At 48.8% G+C, this 21137-nt stretch carries 14 protein-coding genes; 7 read left to right on the forward strand and 7 right to left on the reverse strand.

Going from position 1 to position 21137, the window contains the following annotated elements:
• Positions 1–78 precede the first annotated feature (78 nt).
• From lpxA to DW039_RS04745, 4 genes are all read right to left on the reverse strand, one after another.
• Positions 79–846: an acyl-ACP--UDP-N-acetylglucosamine O-acyltransferase gene (lpxA, locus tag DW039_RS04730; protein ID WP_005833833.1), complete on the reverse strand. Its 768-nt coding sequence runs from the start codon at positions 844–846 to the stop codon at positions 79–81.
• Between the two features lie 99 nt (positions 847–945).
• Complete coding sequence (locus DW039_RS04735) at positions 946–2331, reverse strand: TolC family protein (protein WP_057097415.1); 1386 nt, start codon at positions 2329–2331, stop codon at positions 946–948.
• A gap of 19 nt (positions 2332–2350) precedes the next feature.
• The gene (locus DW039_RS04740; RefSeq protein ID WP_005833831.1) at positions 2351–5770 is read right to left on the reverse strand and encodes an efflux RND transporter permease subunit; all 3420 of its coding nucleotides are present in this window, start codon (positions 5768–5770) and stop codon (positions 2351–2353) included.
• A gap of 54 nt (positions 5771–5824) precedes the next feature.
• Positions 5825–7000, reverse strand: a complete 1176-nt coding sequence (locus DW039_RS04745) for an efflux RND transporter periplasmic adaptor subunit (RefSeq protein ID WP_005833830.1) — start codon at positions 6998–7000, stop codon at positions 5825–5827.
• Positions 7001–7281: 281 nt separating this feature from the next.
• Between DW039_RS04745 and DW039_RS04750 the strand changes: the two genes are divergently transcribed.
• The gene (locus DW039_RS04750) at positions 7282–9264 is read left to right on the forward strand and encodes an Ig-like domain-containing domain (protein WP_005826015.1); all 1983 of its coding nucleotides are present in this window, start codon (positions 7282–7284) and stop codon (positions 9262–9264) included.
• A complete protein-coding gene (locus DW039_RS04755) occupies positions 9179–10093 on the forward strand; it encodes a DUF3108 domain-containing protein (protein WP_080545834.1) in 915 nt (304 codons plus the stop codon). The genes DW039_RS04750 and DW039_RS04755 overlap by 86 nt, the downstream gene beginning before the upstream one ends.
• On the opposite strand, the gene DW039_RS04760 is transcribed toward DW039_RS04755, so the two are convergent.
• On the reverse strand, positions 10038–10481 hold the full coding sequence (locus tag DW039_RS04760) for a PaaI family thioesterase (protein ID WP_005826009.1): 444 nt from the start codon (positions 10479–10481) through the stop codon (positions 10038–10040). The genes DW039_RS04755 and DW039_RS04760 overlap by 56 nt on opposite strands.
• A gap of 178 nt (positions 10482–10659) precedes the next feature.
• Here DW039_RS04760 and DW039_RS04765 point away from each other — a divergent pair, with 178 nt between their 5' ends.
• The 3 genes from DW039_RS04765 to DW039_RS04775 all read left to right on the forward strand — a co-directional run bounded on the left by DW039_RS04765 (position 10660) and on the right by DW039_RS04775 (position 15576).
• On the forward strand, positions 10660–11859 hold the full coding sequence (locus DW039_RS04765) for a glycoside hydrolase family 88 protein (protein WP_035447660.1): 1200 nt from the start codon (positions 10660–10662) through the stop codon (positions 11857–11859).
• Positions 11856–13400 carry a sulfatase gene (locus DW039_RS04770; protein ID WP_120381753.1) on the forward strand — a complete coding sequence of 515 codons (1545 nt, stop codon included), beginning with the start codon at positions 11856–11858 and terminating at the stop codon, positions 13398–13400. Before DW039_RS04765 ends, DW039_RS04770 begins: the two co-directional genes overlap by 4 nt.
• A 145-nt stretch (positions 13401–13545) precedes the next feature.
• Complete coding sequence (locus DW039_RS04775) at positions 13546–15576, forward strand: patatin-like phospholipase family protein (protein ID WP_207810770.1); 2031 nt, start codon at positions 13546–13548, stop codon at positions 15574–15576.
• A 158-nt stretch (positions 15577–15734) separates the two neighbouring features.
• On the opposite strand, the gene cysS is transcribed toward DW039_RS04775, so the two are convergent.
• Positions 15735–17210 carry a cysteine--tRNA ligase gene (gene cysS, locus DW039_RS04780; RefSeq protein ID WP_120381755.1) on the reverse strand — a complete coding sequence of 492 codons (1476 nt, stop codon included), beginning with the start codon at positions 17208–17210 and terminating at the stop codon, positions 15735–15737.
• A gap of 125 nt (positions 17211–17335) precedes the next feature.
• On the opposite strand from cysS, the gene mnmA reads away from it, so the two are divergent.
• The gene (mnmA, locus tag DW039_RS04785) at positions 17336–18388 is read left to right on the forward strand and encodes a tRNA 2-thiouridine(34) synthase MnmA (RefSeq protein WP_117588605.1); all 1053 of its coding nucleotides are present in this window, start codon (positions 17336–17338) and stop codon (positions 18386–18388) included.
• Positions 18389–18487: 99 nt separating this feature from the next.
• Positions 18488–19369 carry a DUF3078 domain-containing protein gene (locus tag DW039_RS04790; protein ID WP_005825995.1) on the forward strand — a complete coding sequence of 294 codons (882 nt, stop codon included), beginning with the start codon at positions 18488–18490 and terminating at the stop codon, positions 19367–19369.
• 145 nt (positions 19370–19514) lie between these two features.
• Here the strand turns inward: DW039_RS04790 and DW039_RS04795 are convergent, their stop codons facing one another.
• On the reverse strand, positions 19515–21026 hold the full coding sequence (locus DW039_RS04795) for a GH3 auxin-responsive promoter family protein (RefSeq protein ID WP_005833815.1): 1512 nt from the start codon (positions 21024–21026) through the stop codon (positions 19515–19517).
• Positions 21027–21137: the final 111 nt, after the last annotated feature.

Consider the following 21137-nt stretch of genomic DNA (forward strand, 5'->3'; position numbering starts at 1 on the left):
GGCACGAACTACGCAGACTTACAGAAAAGAATTTATTCATCCGTATTGTCTGCGTGATTCGTGCCCGAAGAAGGGTGTTTACTTCACGATTCCTTTGGAATTCTTGATGAAGTTGATGATATTGTGTATCTCGTCACTCATCGGTACTTGGTCTTCAATCTTCTGCAAGGCATCCTGCACGCTGAAGTTTCCCTGGTATACCAGACGGTAGGCATTTACGATATGGCGCAATACACGTTCGGTCACCTGGTGTTTGTGTTGAAGCACAGCAGCGTTGATACCGTGGTATTCTGCCGGATTACCGTTCATGATGATATAGGGCGGCACATCCTTTGATATGCGGCAGCCTGCCTGAATCAGTACCCAACTTCCAATGTGGCAGTATTGGTGCAGAATGACGTTGCTGCTCAGAATGGTGCAGTCGTCTATCTGACATTCTCCGGCTACGGTAGTCTTGATACCCAGTACACAATGGTTGCCTATCTGCACGTCGTGGCAGAGGTGTACACCATCCATCAGGTAGTTTTCATTGCCGATGCGGGTGGCGCTTCCTGCATGGGTAGCACGGCTGACAACCACGTTCTCGCGGATGTCGTTATTATCACCGATAATCAGCATGCTGTTCTCTCCCGTATAATGGAAGTCTTGCGGTTCGGCACCCAGAACGGCATTGTGATGCACCTTGTTCCCTTTTCCCATGCGGGTACCGTGCAGAATTTTTGCCCCCGACATAATAATACAGTCATCACCGATTTCCACGTTCCCTTCGATAAATGCAAAGGGCTGGATGGTTACATTCTTGCCGATTTTTGCGGCAGAATCTACATAAGCTAACGGACTTATCATAGTAATTAGCGATTAATGATTAATGATTAGTGATAAATGGTTAGTGATTAGGATTTACTATTTCATTAATCGCTAATCACTAATCACTTATCGCTCATTTTATTCTCTTCCTCCTCCAAGCGCTTGATACAGACTGATGACTGCCTGCATGCTGCTGAAGGTGTCGGATACTTCTGCAAGCTGTGCGCTGAGGTAAGACTGCTCGGCAGACAAGACTTCCAGATAGGTCGACGTGCCTAAGTTAAACAATTCTTTTGTATCTGAGGCAGCTTGGCGGGCAGAATTTACTTGAATAGTGCGTGAAACGGCTTTGTCCTTCTCCATTTGATACAGGTGCAGGGCGTTGCTCACTTCATTTCCGGCATTCAGCAGGGCGGTTTGGAACTGAATCTTAGCCTGCTCCTCTTGTGCCTTGGCTTGTTTCAGACGGGCAATGTTGGCACCGCGATAGAACAAGGGTTGCGTCAGCGAACCGATGGCGGAAGCCAGCAGTTTACCCGGGTTGACGATACCTGCACCGGAGTTATTGGTCCAGCCTCCCGAACCGCTCAATGTAATCTGCGGGTAGAAAGCGGCACGGGCGCTGTTGGTATTATAGTAGCTGGCAGCCAGTGACATCTCGGCAGCTTTCACGTCCGGACGGTTGGATAGCAACTGCAAGGGGATACCTACTGAAAATTCCGTAGGCAGCTGTTGCTCTTCCAGCACACCGCGTGCGATGCTCTGTGCCGGTTGGTGCAACATCAGGCAGAGGGCGTTTTCGGTTTCGCGTATGCTCTGGCGTATGTCGGGCAGTGATGCCATGACTTGAGCGTAGGCAGTGCGGCTCTGCTCTACGGCAGCAGAAGTGGTTCCGTAGATGCCTGCATCTTTCATGGCTTGCACGGTCTCCAGGTTCTTTTTCAGAATCTCGACGGTGCCTTCGGTGATTTGCAGTTGGCGGTCCAGCATCAGCAGGGTGTAGTACATGTTGGCTACGCCGGCGATGACTTGCGTCTGAACGGCTTGTTCGTAGAATTGCGTCTGCTTCAAGCTAACCTTTGCTTGTCGCTTCGGGTTCAGCAGTTGACCGAAGAGGTCGACTTGCCAGCTTGCGGTGACGGGCAGGGAGTAGATTTGTGTAGCCTTTCCCTTGTCCCAGCTGCTGACGGTTCCTTGCGGAGACAAGGCAAGCATCGGAGCATAGGCAAGACGGGCAGACATCAGTGCGGCTTGTGCTTGTTTCACGTTCAAGGCGGCACTGCGCAGGTCACCGTTGTTGGTGAGTGCTTGCTCGATAAGTGTCTGCAGCTGCGGGTCTGTGAACACTTCTCTCCAAGGCAGATTACCGAAGTTGGCCGTATCTGCGGCTAATGTATCGTTCACGGACGCCGTGTCGCGATACAGTCCGGCAGTTGTTATGTCTTCGGGTCTGTCGTATGATTTGTAGATGTGGCAACTGCTCAATAAAGCAGTTGCGCACATCAGGCATATTATTTTCTTCATAATCGCTAATCGTTAATCACTATTTTGTATATTGTTCAATCTCCGGTTCTGCATCCGAGTTGTCCACATCTTCCCATTCCATCGGCTTGAATTTCTCCTGCAAGTACTGGAATGCCACGAACAGTGCGGGCACTATGAAGATTTGCAGAATCATACCGATTAACATACCGCCGATGGCAGACGTACCCAGCGTACGGTTACCGTTGGCACCCGCACCGGAAGCAAACATCAGCGGGAGCAGACCGACAATCATTGCCAACGACGTCATCAAGATAGGACGCAGACGGGCTGCGGCACCCAATACGGCTGCCCAGGTGATACTCATACCCATTCTGCGGCGTTCGAGGGCAAACTCTACAATCAAGATGGCATTCTTGGCCAACAGACCCATCAACATGATGAGGGCAATCTGCATATAGATGTCATTGGACATCGTACCCAGAATCATTTTCAGTGCCGGGATGCTGCCCAATGCGCCTATACCGCCTACAAAGAGGAAGCTACCCAGCAGACCGAACGGCACGGACAGCAATACGGATAAAGGCAGGATGTAGCTTTCGTACTGGGCACTCAGCAACAGATAAACGAATACGAAGCACAATATGAAGATGAGTCCCGTAGTGCTGCCACTCGTTTCGGCCTCTTCACGCGCCATACCTCCCAACTCATAACCGAAACCGGCAGGCAGGTTTTCCTGCGCCACTTCGGCAATGGCTTGCAGAGCCTGACCGGAAGTGTAGCCTGATGCGGGAGCCACCATCACCTTCATGGAGGTGTAGAGGTTGAAACGGCTGATGACGTCAGGACCATATACTTTCTTGATGGAGATGAACTGCGTGATAGGTGCCATCTCGTTGCCGTTGCGCACCTTGATGCTTTGCAGTGTTTCCATATTCTTGGTAGCATCAGGTTCGGCTTGTACCATTACGCGGTACATCTTACCGAAGCTGTTGAAGTTGGAAGCATACAAACCACCGTAATATCCCTGCAAGGTAGTCAAGATGTCATTGGGGCTGATGCCTGCTTTCTTACAAGCGGCAGCGTCAATGTCCAGCTGGTATTGCGGGAAGTGAGGGTTGAAGGATGTCTTGGCAGAGTTGATTTCAGGGCGTGCTTCCAGGGCTGCGTTATAGTTGTTCACCACGTCGAAGAAGTGGTTCAAATCACCACCCGTCTTGTCCTGCATGTTCAACTCGATGTCGCTTGAAGCCGAGTAACCCGGAATCATAGGCGGCGCGAAGAACAATACCTGCGCTTCCTTGATAATCTTTTGGGCGCGCATGTACAAAGTGGCGTACACAATCGTGGAGTTCTGCATCGTGGAACGTTCTTCCCAGTTCTTCAGCTTGATGATGAGTGAACCGTAGGAGGGGCCTTGACCGCCCAAGAAGCTATAACCTGAGATAACGGTACGTGACTGTACGGCAGGGTCTGCAGCAACCAAGCTGTCCACACGGTTCAAAATCTCTTGTGCGCGTTCTTGTGAAGTGCCCGGAGGCAGTGTCACAGCGCCCATGATGGTACCGGTGTCTTCGTTGGGCACCATACCGGTCGGGGTTATCTGCATGAATACGCCCAACAGTACAATAGAGCCGATAACCAGTCCTGCCGATATCCAGCGTTTCTGGATGAAGAACAGCACTTGTTTCTTATACTTGCCCAGGATACCGTTGTATGAGTCATTGAAGGATTGTTTGAACTTGTCGGTAGTCATACCTGCCAACGCCAGCACACTGATGATAATCATCAAGCTACACAGAATGGGGTGTTCGCTGAAGCTGAACAGACCGAAAATCATGCCCAGGATAGCTACCGTCACGAAGAGCAGTGTAATGCCGGGACGCATCAACCGGCCTATAGAGTCGGCATAACGTGCAATCATAATCTTGCGCGCTTCCTTGGCGGCAACGCCTACACGCTCTTTCAGACTTTCGTGTCCTCCATTATGAGGTTTCAAGAAGATGGCACACAGCGCAGGACTCAAGGTCAGGGCGTTCAGAGCCGAGAAACCGATGGCAATCGCCATGGTCAAACCGAACTGACGGTAGAAAGTACCTGCCGTACCTCCCATGAAGCTCACGGGAACGAATACGGACATCATCACCAACGTAATGGAGACGATGGCACCACCCAGTTCACTCATGGCGTCGATGGAAGCTGTACGGGCCGATTTGTAGCCCTGGTCCAGCTTGGCATGGACGCCCTCGACGACGACGATGGCATCATCGACCACAATCGCAATGGCAAGCACCATGGCCGAAAGGGTCAGCAAGTTGATACTGAAGCCAATCAGTTTCAATACAAAGAAGGTGGCAATCAACGCCACGGGAATGGCGATGGCGGGAATCAACGTGGAGCGCATATCCTGCAGGAAGATATACACTACGATGAACACCAGGATAAAGGCCTCGATCAATGTCTTGATTACCTCATGTATGGAAGCGAAGAGGAAGTCGTTGGCACTCTGTGCAATGTTTATCTTCAAGCCGGCGGGCAGTTTGCTGGAATAGTCGTCCAGTAGGGCCTCGATATCCGAGATGGTCTGCGTGGCATTACTGCCTGCCATCTGGAAAATGATACAACTCACGGCTTTATGTCCGTTTACCATATTGTTGAATCCGTATGACAGACGGCCCAGTTCCACATTTGCTACATCCTTCAGACGGAGTATTTCACCGTTCTCCAAGGCCTTGATGACAATGTTCTCGAACTCCGTAGTCTGTTGCAGACGTCCTTTGTAGCGCAGGGTATACTGGTAGGTTTGGTTACCGCGCTCACCCAACTGGCCGGGAGCCGCTTCGATGTTCTGTTCGCTCAAGGCGGCAACCACATCGTTGGGGATAAGTTTGTATTGGGCCATTACATCAGGTTTCAGCCAGATACGCATGGAGTAGTCTTGTCCCAATACCATGGCATCGCCCACACCGTTGACACGTTTCACCTCAGGGATAAGGTTGATGTTGGCGTAGTTTTCCAGGAACTCGATGTTGTACTGGTCTTTTTCATCATAGATGGAGAATACCATCAACATGGAAGTCTGGCGTTTACGGGTGGTTACACCGATTTTGGTAACTTCGGCAGGCAGCAAGCCTTGCGCCATGGAAACGCGGTTCTGTACGTTCACCGCTGCCATATCGGGGTCGGTACCTTGCTTGAAGTAGATGGAGATGTCGCCCGAACCGCTGTTGGTGGCGCTCGAACTCATATACATCATATTTTCCACACCGTTAATCTGGTCCTCCAGCGGAGCGATAACGGAGTTAAGCACCGTTTGGGCATTGGCACCTTGGTAAGTCGCACTTACCGATACGGTGGGAGGTGCAATGTCCGGGTATTGGGTGATAGGCAAGGTAGCCAGACCAATAACTCCTAAGATTACTATCAGGATGGAAATTACCGTTGATAGTACCGGACGGTTAATAAATCTATCTAATTTCATTTCATGAACAATTAAGGAATTAAAAATTGAAGAATTTTTTTATTTTTTATTCTTTCATTGAAACGCAGTCTGAATATTGCCTTCTTTCTGGTCTTTTAGGGCCTTCTGGTATTCGGCTTCCTTTTCAGCAGGCGTGATGGGCGTGATGGACTGTCCGTCCTTCAGGTTCTGTACCCCTTCGATAACGATTTTTTCGCCTGCTTTCAAACCTTCCGTCACGTAATAATACTTGCCGTCGTCTAAGCTGAACACTTTAACTTCGGTATTTTTCAGCGTGTTGTCCGGTTGCAGTACGAATACGAACTGCTTGTCCTGGATTTCGGTAGTGGCAGACTGTGGAATCATGATGACATCATGCAGCGGGTTGGGGAATACCACATTGCCGGTGCTTCCACTACGCAGCACGTTGTGCTTGTTGGGGAAGAGGGCACGCATGGTTACCGAACCGGTAGTCTGGTCAATGACTCCGCTGATTGTCTCCACGCGGCCACTGTCGGCATACATGGTTCCGTCGATGAGCTGCAACTGTACATTCGGCATCTTTTCCAGAATTTCCTTGGTGCTACCGCCTTCACGAATCTGTGACAAGAGTTGGCGTTCGGTCATGGAGAAGTAGGCGTACATTTCGGAGATGTCGGCAACGGTAGTCAGCGGGCTGGCTACGGAAGGACTAACCAAGCTACCCACGCGGTAGGGAATGCTACCTACTACACCGTCACTGGGGCTGGTTACACTGGTGTATGACAAGTTGTTCTTGGCATTGACCAATTGGGCATTGGCTTGTGCCAGTTGTGCCTTTGTCTGTGCCAGCTGGTTTTCGGCCATTTGCAAATCGTAGTCACTGATGATGTTTTTCTTGTTCAGTTCACGTTTGTTGTTTACAGTCAGTTCTTGTGTGTTTACGGCAGCTTTGGCTGTTTCAACAGCAGCTTTGGCCGAATTTACGGCTGCCTGATACTGTACGGGGTCGATACTGAACAACACTTGTCCTTTGCGCACTGTTGCGCCTTCATCCACGTGCAATTTTGTGATGAACCCACTCACCATCGGGCGGATTTCTACATCTTGTTTACCCTTGATAGTAGCAGGGTAGCTGTTTGTCAAGTTGGCAGTGGTGGTCTTTGCCTCAATCACTGCAAATTCGGGAGCTTTACCCGTTCCTTTGTCGCCTTGTCCGCAACTGCTGAGCAGTGCCAGGCAACATGCCAATAATACTAATCTACTCTTCATACTCTTTTTTGTTCTCTGTATAATTTTATATTCTTCTTTTTTTCGATTCTTGAAAGGCGTTTTTGTGTGTAATTCATGATTTAGAAATAAGGCAGGAAAAAGAAAACTGAATACTCCTATTCAGTTTTCGTCTGCAAAAATATTCTTTTCTTAGTATATAAGGTGTGAAACACTTCCTTTTTTAACTATGTTTCATACATAGATGAGAACGAAAGGACATTTTTTGATTAAAATACTGTAAAGCATACCGCTAATTGGCAGATAACCTTTATTTTTGCAGCATGTTAGAACGTAAACGCCATACTAAAATGAAGCCGCTTTTCCGCAGGTTGTTGGGGGGTGTTGCCATAGCTGCCGCACTGTATTCTTGTGCCAGTGTGGGCCGTATTGAAGGAGGACCTTATGATGAGACTCCTCCGCGTTTTATTTCCGGTACTCCCACGCCCGGCGCACTCCATCACAATAAAAATAAACTTTCCATTGAGTTCGATGAATTTATCAAGCTTGACAAGCCGAATGAGAAGATTGTAATATCCCCTCCGCAGGTGCAGCAGCCCGAAATTAAGTCTAATGGGAAGAAGGTGGTCATCACTCTGCAGGATACATTGAAACCCAATACTACTTATACATTCGATTTTGGTGATGCCATCCAGGATAATAATGAGGGGAATCCCTTGGAGAATTTCTTCTATTCTTTCTCTACGGGCGACCGTCTCGACTCTATGGCTGTGGCCGGTACAGTACTGAATGCGGCCAATCTTGAACCGGTGAAAGGAATGCTGGTCGGTCTGCATGCCAATCTGGCCGACTCCGCTTTTACCAAACTTCCTTTTGAGCGGGTGGGGCGTACGGACAGTCGTGGACGCTTCTCTATCCGTGGAGTGGCTCCCGGCAAGTATCGTATTTATGCCTTGCAGGATGCCGACCAGAATTTTGCCTATTCCCAGCCGACGGAAGTGATAGCTTTTAATGACTCTATCATCATTCCTTCCATGGAAGAGCGCATGCGCCAGGATACGACCTGGATAGACTCGCTGACAGTAGATACGATTGTAGAACGTCAATATACCCACTACCTTCCGGATGATGTTCTGCTGCGTGCTTTCAAGGAGCTTTCCTTCTCGCAACGTTTTTTGAAGGCCGAACGGTTGACTCCGGAGAAGTTTTCGCTCTATTTCACTGCTCCGGCAGACACGTTGCCTTTATTGAAAGGATTGAACTTTAATGAGGAAGATGCGTTTGTTATAGAACAGCCTACCGGCCGGAACGATACGATTCATTATTGGATAAAGGATTCTCTGCTCTATAAGCAGGATTCCCTGAAAATGAGTATCACCTATTTGTATACGGATAGCCTGAAACGATTGGTACCCCGTACCGATACTTTGAATGTGCTGGCGAAGTTGACATACGACAAGCAGCAGAAACAGAAGCAGGAAGCGAAGGAAAAGGAACAGAAAGAGCGTGAGAAGAAAAAGAAGAAGTTGAAGGAAGGTGAGGTGGAAGAGCCCGAGCCGACGGAATTCCTGGCTGTAGATGTGTATGCCCCTTCTGCAATCGATGTATATGATTATCTTACTCTGTCGTTTACGGAGCCGGTGGCAAGCATAGATACCACCGCTTTCCATCTGAAACTGAAAGTGGACTCGTTGTGGCAGGATATCCCGTTCGACTTTATGCGCGACTCTTTGGACTTGAAGCGTTATAATCTGTTTGCCGAATGGGCACCCGGCGAAAGCTATACATTTGAAGTGGATTCTGCTGCCATACGCGGGTTGTACGGGTTGTTCTCCGACAAGATAAAGAAGGACTTCAAGGCCAAGAAGCTGGAAGAGTACGGGCAGATATTCTTTAATGTGCATGGAGCGGACTCTCTGGCTTTTGTGGAACTACTGGACGGTCAGGACAAAGTGCTGCGCACGGTGCCGGTGGTGGATGGGAAAGCCGATTTCTATTTCCTCAATCCGGGCAAATATGGAGCGCGGCTGATAAATGATACGAATGGGAATGGCGTCTGGGATACGGGAAACTACGCCGAGAAGCGCCAGCCTGAAATGGTTTACTATTATCCGATGGTTCTGGAGCTTAAAGCGAACTTTGATTTGACCCAGGAATGGGATATTAAGGCCAAGTCCCTGGATAGGCAGAAGCCGGACGAACTAAAAAAACAAAAACCAGATGAAGACAAGAAAAAGCAAAACAGGAACAAAAATAACCGCAGTGGCAATAGCAGCCGCAACAGTGGTAGAGGCCATAGCTATTAGGCGGAAGCAATTGTTCATTCTATTGATGGTGGGAGCGGTCTGTTTGGGAACCTCCCAGTCTGTTCAGGCCCAATGTACTGCAAAGAATGAAGCTTTCCAGTCGGGCGAGCATGTCATGTACGATTTATATTTCAATTGGAAGTTCATTTGGAAGAAGGTGGGTCTGGCAAGCCTCACTACCAATGCCACGACTTACCATTCCGAGCCTGCATTTCGCTTTAACTTGCTTTGTGTAGGCAGTAAAAAGACCGATTTTTTCTTCAAGATGCGTGATACGTTGACTTGTTATGTCAGCGATAGGTTGGAGCCGCTCTACTTCCGTAAAGCGGCGGAGGAGGGAAGCCGCCATACGGTGGACGAGGCTTGGTTCTCCTACTCGGACGGACTGGCGAATGTAAAGCAGAGACGCACCTGGCACAATCCCGTGCGTGAGGCTCAGGAGATGGAATACAGTGATAGTCGCTGTATCTTCGATATGTTGAGCATTTTGGCGCAGGCGCGCTCTTATGACCCTAAAGACTACAAGGTAGGGCAGAAGATACTCTTTCCCATGGCCACGGGACGCAGGGTGGAAGAGCAGACGTTGATTTACCGCGGCAAGGAGGAGGTCAAGGCGAATAACGACACCGTTTACCGCTGCTTGGTATTCTCTTTCGTAGAGTACAAGAAAGGTAAGGAGAAGGAGGTCATCACCTTCTTCGTATCCGATGATAAGAACCACCTTCCCATTCGCTTGGACATGTATTTGAATTTCGGTTCGGCCAAGGCATTCTTCAAGAGTGTCCGGGGCAACCGCTATCCGATGACGTCTGTGGTAAGGAAAAAGTGATGTTATCCCCTTTTCTAAATACACTGGATTCGAAAGTGGCAATCAGTTTTCCCTCCTGGTTGGTGACGTCGATCTGGTAATATCCGGTGGTGCGGCCGATGTAGCGTTCGCGTGCTTCGGCATACAGTACATCGCCCGGTCCGCTGCTGCGCAGGAAGGTGATATTGGACGAAAGAGAGAAGGCCAATGTTCCGTGGGAGTTGGCTGCTGCTGCCAGTGCCAGGTCGGCAAGGGTGAAGATGGCCCCTCCTTGCGTACGGCCTCCTGCATTGAGATGCTCTGCCGTGATAACCAGGCGTGCCTTGCTGTATCCTTCCTTTATTTCTATCAGTTCTACACCTGCATTCGTGGCGAAGCGGTCGTTCTTAAAAAACTCTTGTGCGGTCATGGGGAGTAATGATTAATGTTTAGTGATTAATGATTAATGGGTGGAAAATATGTGCTTCCGGACGCAAAAGTAACGATTTTAGCCATTAATTGAATTATTTAGGCGGGTCAAATCTGTACACTTGCTCTACTTTTGCAGCAGGAAAAATCATAAACTCTTAATAAATAAATCCCTTATTATGAAAACAGTCCTCACTACATTGGGAATCTCCCTCCTTGTATTGGCAGGTTGCGCAGGGCAAAAGCAGGCTGAAAGCAACTTTATCCAAGAAAACATTGATAATGCTGTGGCTCAGGAGACAATTCAGACAGACATTATCGAAAAATCCGGTAAAATCCTTAATCCCCGTACCATTGATAAGGATGGGAACATTGTCTATGTACCTATCGACGATTGGTGTTCCGGCTTCTTCCCCGGTAATATCTGGCATATGTACGAGTTGACCGGTGACCAGAAGTGGCTGCCGCTGGCAGAGAAGTATACCGAGGATTTGGATTCGGTACAATACCTTACCTGGCACCATGATGTGGGCTTTATGATTGGCAGCAGCTACCTGAACGGATACCGTTTTGCGGGTAAGGAGGAGTACAAGCCGGTCATCATACAGACAGCCAAATCATTGTCTACCCGTTTCCGCCCTGCAGCAGGCGTACTTCAGTCATGGGATGCAGACAAGGGGTGGCAGGCTGAACGTGGCTGGAAATGTCCCGTTATCATTGATAATATGATGAACCTCGAACTGCTGTTCGAAGCTTCCAGGCTGTCCGGCGACTCCACTTTCTATAACATAGCCCGGAAGCATGCCGATACGACTATGGCTAACCATTTCCGTGAGGACAACAGCTGCTATCATGTGGTGGATTATGACCCCGAAACCGGTGAAGTCCGTAAGAGACAGACTGCACAAGGCTATGCCGACGAGTCTGCTTGGGCACGTGGACAAGCGTGGGCCTTGTACGGCTATACCATGTGCTATCGCTATACACACGATGCCAAATACCTGGAGCAGGCTGAAAAGGTCTACAACTTTATCTTCAACAACAAGAATCTTCCGGAAGACTTGGTTCCCTACTGGGATTTCGATGCCCCCAATATCCCGAATGAACCTCGCGATGCTTCGGCAGCTGCCTGCACGGCGTCCGCCCTTTACGAGCTGAGTACTTATCTGCCGGGTAAGGGATACAAGGAAACCGCCGACCGGATTATGGAAAGCCTCGCTTCTCCTTCCTACCGTGCCAAGGTGGGTACCAACGGCAACTTCATCCTGATGCACTCTGTGGGCAGTATTCCTCACGGTGCGGAGATTGATGTACCGTTGAACTATGCCGACTATTACTTCCTGGAAGGATTGATGCGTAAAAGAGACTTGGAAAAATGAAAACTCAATTAAATATTTTGTTAGGTGGTTTAGGTTTGTTCGCCTTGCAGGGCTGTAAAGCCCCGCAGGCGGAACAATCCGTCCAGCCGAATGTCATTTACGTTTTTCCCGACCAATACCGTAACCAGGCGATGGAGTTCTGGGGCCAGGAAGGTTTTCGCGAGAAAGTGAACTTTCGGAATGACCCGGTGCATACCCCGCGCTTGAATGATTTTGCCCGGGAGTCAGTGGTGTTGACATCTGCCATGAGCAACTGCCCGTTGAGCAGTCCCCACCGTGGTTCTCTGTTGACGGGAATGTATCCTAATAAGAGTGGTATTCCATTGAATTGCAATTCGAGCCGTCCCATCAGCTCCCTGCGTGAGGATGCTGTGTGTGTGAGCGATGTTTTCTGCAATGCCGGATATGACTGCGCCTACTTTGGCAAACTGCATGCCGACTTTCCTACCCCCAATGACCCCGAACGTCCCGGACAGTATGTGGAAGACCGTGTACCTGCATGGGATGCCTATACGCCGAAAGAACGTCGTCATGGGTTCAATTACTGGTATTCTTACGGTACCTTTGACGAACACAAGAATCCGCATTACTGGGATACGGAAGGCCGTCGCCACGACCCGCGCGAGTGGTCACCGTTACACGAATCGGGCAAGGTGGTGTCTTATCTGAAGAACGAGGGGAATGTACGCGACCCGAAGAAACCTTTCTTCATTATGGTAGGTATGAATCCTCCCCATAGTCCGTACCGTTCTTTGGACGACTGTATGGAGGAAGATTTCAATCTCTATAAAAACCAGCCTCTGGACAGCTTGCTCGTCCGTCCGAATGCCGACTCCAAGATGCTCAAGGCAGAGAGTGCACGCTACTACTTTGCTTCTGTGACGGGTGTCGACCGTGCTTTCGGTCAGATACTCGATACCTTGAAGGAACTCGGACTGGACAAAAATACCATTGTCGTGTTTGCCTCCGACCATGGAGAGACCATGTGCAGCCAGCATACGGAAGACCCGAAGAATTCCCCATACTCCGAGTCCATGAACGTTCCTTTCCTGGTGCGTTTTCCCGATAAGATTAAGCCCCGCGTGGACGACTTGATGCTTTCCTCGCCGGACATCATGCCTACCTTGTTGGGTCTTGCCGGTCTTGCCGACTCCATCCCGACCGAGGTGCAGGGCCGCAACTATGCACCGCTTTTCTTCGATGAAAAGGCGGATATTGTCCGTCCTACCGGCGCTCTCTACATCCAGAACCTGGACGGTGAGAAGGATGCGGAAGGCATGGTCCGTTCCTACTTCCCTTCGTCGCGCGGCTTTAAATCGGCGCGCTACACGCTGGCGCTCTACATTGACCGCGAAAACCATAAGCTGGTCAAAAGTTTGTTGTTTGACGATGAAAAGGATCCGTATCAGATGAATAACCTTTCTTTGGAAGAAAACCAAGAAGTCGTAAAAGACCTTTGCGCAGAGATGGGCAAAGTGTTGAAAGAGATTGATGATCCTTGGTATAAGGAAGGTATCTTGAAGGATATGATACCTTATTGATTGGAAATGGGTTATAGATAATCCTCCATAAATTGCTTGAACGTTTTTTGCGACCCGCTTCGACTGATAGTGAACTATTTGTCGGAGCGGGTTGTTTGATTCAGAGTGGAATAAATTACCAATACGTATTAAGTAAATGATGGAGATGAAGTATAGACTATGGGCTTGTTTGTTGTTTTTGCCGATGGTCCTTTGGGCGTCCGGGCGTCCGAAAGTGGCTGTCGTACTCAGTGGGGGTGGCGCCAAAGGGACGGCGCATATCGGTGCTCTGAAAGTAATTGAAGAAGCGGGTATCCCTATAGATTATGTGGTGGGCACTAGTATGGGGGCCATTGTGGGCGGTTTGTATTCTATCGGATATACCCCGCAGCAATTGGACAGTATGGTGAATGCCCAGAACTGGAAATTCTTGCTCTCGGATGCCCCCAATCCTAAGGATGTGTTGCTGGATGACCGGTTGAAGTCGGAGCGCTATGTACTCTCCATTCCGTTTTCTTTGAAATCTGCCGCTGTTTCGGATGCGGGTATCATAAAAGGGAAGAACCTGGCACGTTTGTTCTCCACATTGACAGAAGGTTACCAGGATTCTGTGGATTTTAGCCGTCTGCCTATTCCGTTTGCCTGCGTGTCGGAAAATCTGGTGAATGGCAGCGAAGTAGTGTTCCATGAGGGAATACTGGCTACTGCCATGCGTTCCAGCATGTCCATTCCCGGTGTGTTTGCTCCGGTAGACCTGGATGGAATGGTGTTGGTGGACGGTGGAATGGTGAATAACTATCCGGTAGATGTGGCGCTTGCCATGGGGGCCGACTACATTATCGGGGTGGATGTGCAGAGTCCGCTGCTTAAGGCTTCCGAGCTGAAATCGGTGAAAGACATCTTCGGGCAAATCATCAATCTGCAAGGAGAGAAGAAATACCGTGAGAATCTGCGTAATACCGACGTATTGATAAAGGTGGATGTCACCGGCTATTCGGCTGCAAGTTTCACCAAAGAGGCCATCGACACTTTGATGGTGCGGGGAGAGCGTGCTGCCATGGACAGTTGGGACGGACTGCTTGCCCTGAAACGGAAGCTGGGACTTGCAGAAGATTATCAGCCTCGCCGTCCGGGACCTTTCCGCTTGCCTGGCGCGGCTGTTGATAGGGAGATTCCCGTTGATTCCCAAATAGCCGTCCCTGCTGTACGGGAGAACAAGTTGAATGTCGGTTTTCGTTTTGATACGGAAGAACTGGCGGCGTTGCAGGCAAATACGGACTTCTATTTCGGCCGGCAGCGGGAGTCGCTGGTCAGCCTCACCGCCCGTCTGGGCAAGCGTACACTGGCACGACTTGGATATGGTTATCAATGGGACGGTGGATGGCAGGCAGGACTTGCCTATCAGTTCGACTATAAAGATATGAATATTTATAATGAAGGCAAACGGGCGCTGGATTTGACTTTTACACATCAGCTGGTCCGTATGGGGGCGGCGAAGGACTGGAACAATATCCAGGTCAGTTTGGGCATTGACTTTGATTACTACCACTGTCATGATTTGCTGTCGCTCGACCCGTTGGCTTCGGCACTGTTTGAGAATTCGTCCTTATTCAGTTACTTTGCCGGACTTGTGTTCAACAACTTGAATGAGAGGAGCGCCCCTACAAAAGGGATGTCGTGGGCGGTATCCTACCATCTCTATACGGATAACCTCTTCCAGTATAAGGACAACAATCCTATTTCTGTTTTCGATGCCCGTTGGCAGGGATGTTTCTCTCCGTCGAGTAAGCTCACTGTCACTCCTTCGTTTTATGGACGCGTATTGTCCGGAAGCGATAATTATCCTTTTGCCATCATCAATATGGTGGGGGGGACCATACCGGGGCGCTATATGCCACAGCAGATACCGTTTACGGGCATCAACCGTGCGGAACTGTCACAAGCCGCATTGCTGGTTGCAGGGCTGAACCTCAGACAGCGTATCTTGAAAAACCAGTATATATCAGTGATGGGCAGTTATGGGCGAAACTCCGGGAAGTTTCATCAGATTCTTGACTCTTCCGAATCGGTTGATATGGCAGGGGTAGGCATCGGCTATATGTACAAGAGTTTTCTGGGACCAGTGGAGATACAATTGAATTGGTCCAACCAGACGAAGAAAGTAGGGTGGTATGCCGGGTTCGGATTCGTATTCTAACAGGGATGTATCAAAATACACAATCACCATAGGATTATACAGATTTTATTTTTCAGTTAAAAGAACAGAAGAACAAGAGAGAGAAATATGTTCTTTTGTTCTTCTGTCTAAAACTTACCCCAATCTGTATGATTCTGTGGTGAGTTATGATACCTTCGTTATTTATTCAGCTTCCATTCGCTTCCGTCCTTACCGTCCTTAATCTCGAAACCGAGTGCGGTGAGTTCATTACGGATTTTGTCGGATGTAGCCCAATCTTTGTTGGCTTTTGCCTTTGAACGCTCTTCCAATAGCATGTCCACTACCTTGCCGAAGGCAGCTTCACGCTCTTCGTTGGAGGTGTTGTCTTCTTGTAATCCTAAGATGTCGAAGCAGAAGAGGTGGAAGGTTTCCTTCAATTCTTTCAGGTCTTCGGCTGTGATGGAATCGTTTCCAGCTAGGATATTGTTTACCATCTTGGCGCCGTCGAAGAGGTGGGCGATGACAATCGGTGAGTTCAAGTCATCATTCATGGCTTCGTAACACTTGGCACGCAGGGATTTCACGTCTATGGTGGAGGTTGCAGCAGGGGTAATCTTGTCCAGTCCATGTACAGCATCCATCAGTCTTGCCAATCCCTTTTCGGCGGCTTGCAGAGCTTCGTTGCTGAAGTCTACCGTACTGCGGTAGTGGGCTTGCAGGGTGAAGAAGCGGATGGTCATTGGGCTGTAGGCTTGCTCCAGCATGGGGTGTGTGCCTTTGAAGAGCTCTTCCAATGTGATGAAGTTACCGTAAGACTTACCCATTTTCTGTCCGTTCACGGTCAGCATGTTGTTGTGCATCCAATAATGTACCATATCTTCTCCTTGGGAAGCTACGGATTGTGCAATCTCGCATTCGTGATGCGGGAAGATAAGGTCCATACCGCCACCATGAATGTCGAAGTGCTCGCCCAAGTATTTCTTTCCCATGGCTGTACATTCGGCGTGCCAGCCGGGGAAGCCGTCGCTCCACGGGGAAGGCCAACGCATGATGTGTTCCGGTTGCGCACATTTCCAGAGGGCAAAGTCTGCGGGGTTGTGCTTCTCGCTCTGTCCGTCCAGTTCGCGGGTGGTGTTGAGAACATCATCCAGGTTGCGTCCGGAGAGCTTGCCGTAGTGATGGTCCTTATTGTATTTTTCTACATCGAAATAAACGGAACCTTCACTTTCGTAGGCATATCCGTTCTTCAATATCTCCTTTACAAGTTCTATCTGTTCGATGATGTGGCCGCTGGCATGTGGCTCGATACTGGGAGACAGCACATTCAATGTATCCATCGCCTTATGATAGCGGTTGATGTAGTACTGTGCCACTTCCATTGGTTCCAGTTGTTCCAGACGGGCTTTTTTCGCAATCTTGTCTTCACCTTCGTCGGCATCGTGCTCCAGATGGCCCACGTCGGTAATGTTGCGGACATAGCGCACCTTGTAGCCGATGTGCGTCAGGTAGCGGAACAGCAGGTCGAAAGTGATGGCAGGGCGTGCATGTCCCAAGTGCGGGTCACCGTACACGGTCGGTCCGCAGACATACATGCCTACATGCGGTGCATGCAGCGGTACGAACAGCTCTTTTTTTCTATTTAAAGTGTTGTAAATGGTCAGTTGATGTTCCATAACAGTTGATTATTAGTTCTTTTAGGAGTACAAAGGTATAATAAATCTGTGAAAATCTATAATGATATTCTGTTTTATAAGAGTAAATGCAACGGATTTCACCTTCGTTTATTACTTTTGTATCCATGAAGTCAGATAAACGTGTATTGCTTGGCATGAGTGGCGGCACGGATAGTTCCGTGGCCGCCATGAGGTTGCAGGAAGCCGGTTATGAGGTGACTGGCGTGACTTTCCGTTTCTATGAGGCAGGAGATGAGACCGGGTATTTGGAAGATGCACGGGCTCTGGCCCTGAAGCTGGGGATGAAACACATTACCTATGATGCACGCGAGCTTTTCCGTTCGCGTATTATCTGCTATTTTGTGGAAGAGTATCTAAGGGGGCGTACTCCCGTTCCTTGCACGGTCTGCAATAATGAGCTGAAGTGGGCGCTGTTGGCTAAAATAGCCGATGAAAAGGGGATTTATTGGATTTCTACCGGACATTATGTGCGTAAAGTCTTGTCCGGAGGAAAGTATTATATAGCTCCTGCTGCAGATAAGGACAAAGACCAGACTTTCTTTCTGTGGGGATTGAAGCAGGACATCCTGCAGCGTATGTTGCTTCCGATGGGAGATATTACGAAAAATGAGGCGCGCTCGTATGCGGCGGAGCGTGGTTTCGGGCAGGTGGCTGCGAAGAAAGACAGTATAGGTGTGTGCTTTTGCCCTTTGGATTACCGTTCCTTTTTAAAGCGTGAGGTTCCTGAAACACTATTACCCGGTAAAGGTAGATTCGTCGATGAAAAGGGGAATTTCTTAGGATGGCATGAGGGCTATCCGTTTTATACCGTAGGGCAACGTAGGGGCTTGGGTATCCATCTGAACAAGGCTGTTTTTGTGAAAGAGACAAGAGTGGAAAGCAATGAAGTCGTTTTAGCTCCGCTCTCTTCCCTCTACAGGCAGGAAATGTGGCTGGGAGACTGGAACCTGGTGGAGAATAGTCGTGTGCTGGGTGCAAACGAGGTTATTGTGAAGATACGCTACCGTAAGCAGGCAAACCGGTGCAGGGTGACTCTTACGGTGGAAGGTCTGTTACGTGTCCGTCTGATAGAGCCGCTGGAATCCATTGCACCCGGGCAGGCAGCGGCTTTCTATGATAAGGACGGATACTTGTTGGGCGGTGGAATTATTCTCTGAACCTTACATTCGTTTTATAGCTTCTCGAACAAAAGATAGTAAATGTTGTTAATTTTATGAGACGTCTTTTTATGAGAAACTTTTAAAACGAACTGTAATATGAAAAGGATATATATTGTAATGTTGTTTGCTGCTTTAGCAACCATAACTTATGCTCAGACGGATGATAAAGGTTATCAGGAGGGAGCTTGGGTATTGAAAGGAGTGACTGGTCTTAATATGTCACAGACTGCCATGGCCAACTGGTCGGCAGGAGGTGAAAATTCCATTGCTGGAAATGCCTACTTGAATGCATCACTGACACACAAGAAAGGAAACTGGCTCTGGGTCACCAACATGGTGCTGGACTATGGCTTGTCGAAAACCAAATCTCAGGGGATGAGGAAAAGTAGTGATAAAATAGGGCTTTCCACTCAGTTGGGATATTCTACAGACAACGTCTGGTTCTATACACTGATGGGTGATTTGAATACCCAGTTTGCCAAAGGATATGACTATCCCGACAAAGAGCACCAGATTTCCAATTTCTTTGCTCCTGCCTATTCGAATATCGCCCTGGGTATGGAATGGAGGCCTAAGAGTAACTATTCTCTACTGCTTTCACCCGTTTCCACCAAGATGACTTTCGTGACTGATGACTATCTTTCCGATTTGGGCGCTTTTGGTGTAGACCCGGGTGACCACTTCAAGATAGAGGGTGGCGCTTTTGTGAAAGCCCGTGCTGAATTGCCCGTGATGGAGAATGTGAATCTGATTACTACGGCTGATTTCTTTACTCCTTACAGCAAAGATTTTGGAAACATAGATGTGAATTGGGATGTGCTTATCAGCATGAAAATCAATAAAGTATTGTCGGCTACCATCAATACAACTCTGAAGTATGACAATGATGTGAAAACGTTTGATGACAATGGAGTGAAGAAGGGCGCCAAGGTGCAGTTTAAGGAAGTGCTGGGAATTGGGCTGGCATATAATTTCTAATCCTTGAGGCTGATTGTTGAAATGAAAAAGTAAAGTCAAAACGTACTGACTGATTTGTAAAACGCGGATTACGCAGATTACATGGATTTATTAATTTATCCGCGTAATTTGCGTAATCCGCGCTTGATTTTTATGATATAGTAATTTACCGGTTCAGTTCCAGCATTTCCTCTATATACTCCCTCGTGTTGCTGAGCCGGGGCACCTTATGCTGTCCGCCGAGTTTCCCCTTGCTATCCAGCCAGTCGTGGAAGAGGTTGGGGCGGGCAACGATGATTTCCAGCGGTTGCAGCGCCAGATTATTCTGCCTTTTAGCCTCGTAGTCGGAGTTCACCTCTTTCAGGGTATCGTCCAATACTTTGGCGAACTTCTCCAGGCTGTCCGGCATTTGTGCAAACTCTATCAGCCACTGGTGGCGGCATTTGGCATGCTTGTCCATAAACACGGGAGCAGCAGAGTAATCTACTACTTGTGCACCGGTCTCGGCACATGCCCTGGCAAGTCCTCTTTCCGCGTTATCCACAATCAGTTCTTCGCCGAACGCGTTGATAAAGTGCTTGGTACGTCCGGTGATGACGAACTTATAGGGGTTCTTCGATGTGAACTTCACCGTATCTCCAATCATATATCGCCACAAACCGGCAGAAGTGGAGATTACCATGGCGTAGTTTTTGTTCAGCTCCACCTCCTCGAGGCAGAAGGTACGCGGATTCTCCTTGCCTACATCTTCAAGCGGGATGAACTCGTAGAAGATACCGTAGTCAATCATCAACAACATGGCAGGGTCGGCAGGGTCGTTCTGCGTGCCGAAGTAGCCTTCGGAGGCGTTATAAGTCTCTACATAATGCATCTTGCTGCTGCGGATCACGTCTTTGTATTGCTCTCGGTAGGGAGTGAAGGCAACGCCGCCGTGGAAGAACACCTCCAGGTTGGGCCATATCTCCTCAAGGCTCTGCTTTCCCGTCTTTTCCAATATATGTTTGATGAGTACAAGCATCCAGGACGGTACGCCGGAAAGGTTGCTGACATTTGCATGGATGGTTTCGCGGGCGATGGCCTCCATTTTGGGCTCGAAGTGCTCCATCAGGGCCGTCTGCTTGCTGGGTACGCGGACAAAGTTTACCAGTGGGTTGATATTTTCTATGAGGATGGCGGAGAGATCGCCTACAAGACTGTGGTTGGTGTTCAGGTTGGGAGCGTGGCTGCCTCCAAGGATAAGCCCTTTACCGGAAAAGAAACGACTTTCGGGATTCTGTCCCAGATAGATGGCAACGGCATCCCGGCCTCCCTTGTAATGCGTGTCGTGCAAGGACTCCCGGCTGACGGGCAGGAACTTACTCTTGTCGTTGGTGGTACCCGATGATTTGGCAAACCAACGTATTTCCGAAGGCCAAAGCAGATTTTGCTCACCGGCACGCAGGCGGGTTACATAAGGCTTTACTTCTTCGTAAGTTTGTATGGGAAGGCGCTTCTTGAAATCTTCATAAGTACGGATAGAGGCATAGTCATGCTTCTTTCCCCATTCCGTGTTTGCCGCTGTCCGGACGAGGCGCTGCAGTACAAGCTGTTGCAATTCACCGGCATGGCTGGTGTATTGTTCGATTTCTTTCAGACGGGGAGCAAAATATACCTTATTCAGAAACTTTGTAATATTCATCGTTCTTTGTGAAATCTTATTTTAAACCGCAAAAATAATCTTATTTATCGGCATCTCTATCTTTTTTCTCTTTTTTTTCTATCTTTACGGACCTATAGAACAATAATTCAA

The organism is Bacteroides sp. AF39-16AC (assembly GCF_003602735.1).
In the GTDB taxonomy this organism is placed as follows: Bacteria; Bacteroidota; Bacteroidia; order Bacteroidales; family Bacteroidaceae; genus Bacteroides; species Bacteroides uniformis.

Coding starts and splice junctions, on each gene's coding strand:
- lpxA (WP_005833833.1), bottom strand. CDS start 846: ATGATAAGTCCGTTAGCTTATGTAGATTCTGCCGCAAAAATCGGCAAG.
- DW039_RS04735 (WP_057097415.1), bottom strand. CDS start 2,331: ATGAAGAAAATAATATGCCTGATGTGCGCAACTGCTTTATTGAGCAGT.
- DW039_RS04740 (WP_005833831.1), bottom strand. CDS start 5,770: ATGAAATTAGATAGATTTATTAACCGTCCGGTACTATCAACGGTAATT.
- DW039_RS04745 (WP_005833830.1), bottom strand. CDS start 7,000: ATGAAGAGTAGATTAGTATTATTGGCATGTTGCCTGGCACTGCTCAGC.
- DW039_RS04750 (WP_005826015.1), top strand. CDS start 7,282: ATGTTAGAACGTAAACGCCATACTAAAATGAAGCCGCTTTTCCGCAGG.
- DW039_RS04755 (WP_080545834.1), top strand. CDS start 9,179: ATGAAGACAAGAAAAAGCAAAACAGGAACAAAAATAACCGCAGTGGCA.
- DW039_RS04760 (WP_005826009.1), bottom strand. CDS start 10,481: ATGACCGCACAAGAGTTTTTTAAGAACGACCGCTTCGCCACGAATGCA.
- DW039_RS04765 (WP_035447660.1), top strand. CDS start 10,660: ATGAAAACAGTCCTCACTACATTGGGAATCTCCCTCCTTGTATTGGCA.
- DW039_RS04770 (WP_120381753.1), top strand. CDS start 11,856: ATGAAAACTCAATTAAATATTTTGTTAGGTGGTTTAGGTTTGTTCGCC.
- DW039_RS04775 (WP_207810770.1), top strand. CDS start 13,546: ATGAAGTATAGACTATGGGCTTGTTTGTTGTTTTTGCCGATGGTCCTT.
- cysS (WP_120381755.1), bottom strand. CDS start 17,210: ATGGAACATCAACTGACCATTTACAACACTTTAAATAGAAAAAAAGAG.
- mnmA (WP_117588605.1), top strand. CDS start 17,336: ATGAAGTCAGATAAACGTGTATTGCTTGGCATGAGTGGCGGCACGGAT.
- DW039_RS04790 (WP_005825995.1), top strand. CDS start 18,488: ATGAAAAGGATATATATTGTAATGTTGTTTGCTGCTTTAGCAACCATA.
- DW039_RS04795 (WP_005833815.1), bottom strand. CDS start 21,026: ATGAATATTACAAAGTTTCTGAATAAGGTATATTTTGCTCCCCGTCTG.